Consider the following 267-nt stretch of genomic DNA (forward strand, 5'->3'; position numbering starts at 1 on the left):
ATGATTGGGGTGAAGTCGTAACAAGGTAGCCGTATCGGAAGGTGCGGCTGGATCACCTCCTTTCTATGGAGAATTGATGAGCGCTGCTTATCAATATAAGTTTCCGTGTTTCGTTTTGTTCAGTTTTGAGAGAACTTACTCTCAACAATAAATGTGTGTTCTTTGAAAACTAGATAACAGTGTAGCTCATATTTTTTAATTTTAGTTTGGTTAAGTTAGAAAGGGCGCACGGTGGATGCCTTGACACTAGGAGTCGATGAAGGACGG

1 rRNA gene is annotated in these 267 nt (G+C 41.2%); it reads left to right on the top strand.

Annotated elements, in window-relative coordinates:
- Positions 1 to 63 (top strand): 16S ribosomal RNA (locus MR063_RS21645); the annotation flags it as partial.
- Between the last annotated feature and the right edge of the window lie 204 nt (positions 64 to 267).

This window comes from Bacillus cereus group sp. BfR-BA-01492, from assembly GCF_022662815.1.
GTDB lineage: Bacteria > Bacillota > Bacilli > Bacillales > Bacillaceae_G > Bacillus_A > Bacillus_A cereus_BD.